Origin of the sequence: Gillisia mitskevichiae (assembly GCF_003634585.1) — a bacterium.
In the GTDB taxonomy this organism is placed as follows: domain Bacteria; phylum Bacteroidota; class Bacteroidia; order Flavobacteriales; family Flavobacteriaceae; genus Gillisia; species Gillisia mitskevichiae.
The window spans coordinates 1958-4457 of sequence record NZ_RBLG01000013.1 but is presented as its reverse complement, the minus strand read 5'-3'; the positions used below and the strand labels follow the sequence as shown (position 1 = coordinate 4457).

2 tRNA genes and 1 rRNA gene (1 of these 3 only partly in view) are annotated in these 2500 nt (G+C 46.0%); all 3 read right to left on the bottom strand.

What is annotated here, in order from left to right:
• Window positions 1-1989: ribosomal RNA gene (locus tag BC962_RS16180) — 23S ribosomal RNA — on the bottom strand (it extends 849 nt beyond the left edge of the window).
• Window positions 1990-2234: 245 nt separating this feature from the next.
• A tRNA-Ala gene (locus BC962_RS16175) sits at window positions 2235-2308 on the bottom strand.
• Between the two features lie 113 nt (window positions 2309-2421).
• Window positions 2422-2495: transfer RNA gene (locus tag BC962_RS16170), tRNA-Ile, on the bottom strand.
• Window positions 2496-2500 lie beyond the last annotated feature (5 nt).

Genomic DNA, 2500 nt, shown 5'->3' with positions numbered 1-2500 from the left:
CGATACTACAATTTCACCGAGCTCATGGTTGAGACAGTGTCCAGATCGTTGCACCATTCGTGCAGGTCGGAACTTACCCGACAAGGAATTTCGCTACCTTAGGACCGTTATAGTTACGGCCGCCGTTTACTGGGGCTTCAATTCAATGCGTCGCCGAAGCTAACATCTCCTCTTAACCTTCCAGCACCGGGCAGGTGTCAGGCCCTATACATCATCTTTCGATTTAGCAGAGCCCTGTGTTTTTGATAAACAGTCGCCTGGACCTCTTCACTGCGGCCCATCCGAAGATGGGCGACCCTTCTCCCGAAGTTACGGGTCGATTTTGCCTAGTTCCTTAACCATGAATCTCTCGAGCACCTTAGAATTCTCATCCCAACTACCTGTGTCGGTTTACGGTACGGGCTGCCACCACTTGCTTTTCTTGGAAGTCGATTTGCTAGATTATCACGCCGGCCGAAGCTTTTGTGTACTATCGCCGTGTTACCACTGGCTTCAACGTACTATTCCGTCAGTACGCACTAACTTTTCGCCTCCGTCACGTTTAACGTGGGGCAGGTACAGAAATATTAATCTGTTGTCCATCCACTAACCCATTCGGGGTCGCGTTAGGTCCCGACTAACCCTCAGCTGATTAGCATAGCTGAGGAAACCTTAGTCTTTCGGTGTGCGGGTTTCTCGCCCGCATTATCGTTACTTATGCCTACATTTTCTTTTGTAACCAATCCAGCAAGCCTCACGACTCACCTTCAGCTTTGTTACAATGCTCCCCTACCACTTACAATTCTAAACTGTAAATCCATAGCTTCGGTAGTATATTTATGCCCGATTATTATCCATGCCGAACCGCTCGACTAGTGAGCTGTTACGCACTCTTTAAATGAATGGCTGCTTCCAAGCCAACATCCTAGCTGTCTGGGCAGTTCAACCGCGTTATTTCAACTTAATATACATTTGGGGACCTTAGCTGATGGTCTGGGTTCTTTCCCTCTCGGACATGGACCTTAGCACCCATGCCCTCACTGCTGATCAACATTTTATAGCATTCGGAGTTTGTCAGGAATTGGTAGGCGGTGAAGCCCCCGCATCCAATCAGTAGCTCTACCTCTATAAAACTTTAAATCAACGCTGCACCTAAATGCATTTCGGGGAGTACGAGCTATTTCCGAGTTTGATTGGCCTTTCACCCCTACCCTCAGGTCATCCCAAGACTTTTCAACGTCAACGGGTTCGGTCCTCCACTATGTGTTACCACAGCTTCAACCTGCCCAAGGGTAGATCACACGGTTTCGCGTCTACCACTACCAACTATACTAGCCCTATTAAGACTCGCTTTCGCTACGGCTCCATCTCTTAAAGACTTAACCTTGCTGGCAACGGTAACTCGTAGGCTCATTATGCAAAAGGCACGCCGTCACCCCTAAAGGCTCCGACCGCTTGTAAGCGTATGGTTTCAGGATCTATTTCACTCCGTTATTCACGGTTCTTTTCACCTTTCCCTCACGGTACTGGTTCACTATCGGTCTCTCAGGAGTATTTAGCCTTAGCGGATGGTCCCGCCAAATTCATACAGGGTTTCACGTGCCCCGCACTACTCAGGATACTGCTATGGTTTATGATCTTTACTTATACAGGGCTATCACCTTCTTTGGCCAAGCTTTCCAACTTGTTCTAATTCATTACACAACCAATATCGCAGTCCTACAACCCCGGCCTGTCCGTAAACAGACCGGTTTGGGCTAATGCGCGTTCGCTCGCCGCTACTTACGCAATCACTTTTGTTTTCTTCTCCTCCGGGTACTTAGATGTTTCAGTTCCCCGGGTTCGCCTCCTTTACAGGATACTATATCTTCAATATAGTGGGTTGCCCCATTCGGATACCTGCGGATCAATTTGTATGTGCCAATCCCCGCAGCTTTTCGCAGCTTATCGCGTCCTTCTTCGCCTCTGAGAGCCTAGGCATTCCCCATACGCCCTTATTTAGCTTATGTGCTTTTACCTAATTTGCTCAAATCTTATTCTTGCCGATATGCAAGAACAAAACTTTTATTATAATTATTCTTTTGCACTTGTAATTCCTTACAAGTACCTAATGTTTCTCGTATTCTTTATTTCCCAATATGTCAATGAACGTTTTTCCTATAATAACAACATAGTCTCGATGATAACTAAACGAAAAATGCTTGCGCAATCCTGATTGTTTAAATTACCTATCCCAAAAATGTCTTAAGGAGTAGTGGAGAATAACGGAGTCGAACCGTTGACCTCCTGCGTGCAAGGCAGGCGCTCTAGCCAGCTGAGCTAATCCCCCATTTGTCGAAATTCAGAACTATGAATTCAGAATTAAAATGATTAGAATTCTCAACTTCTAAAATTTCCTATTATTTTAATGAACATGCTTTCAAACCTCACAGTTTGAAAAAGTAGTCTCAGGCAGACTCGAACTGCCGACCTCTACATTATCAGTGTAGCGCTCTAACCAGCTGAGCTATGAGACTGTTTG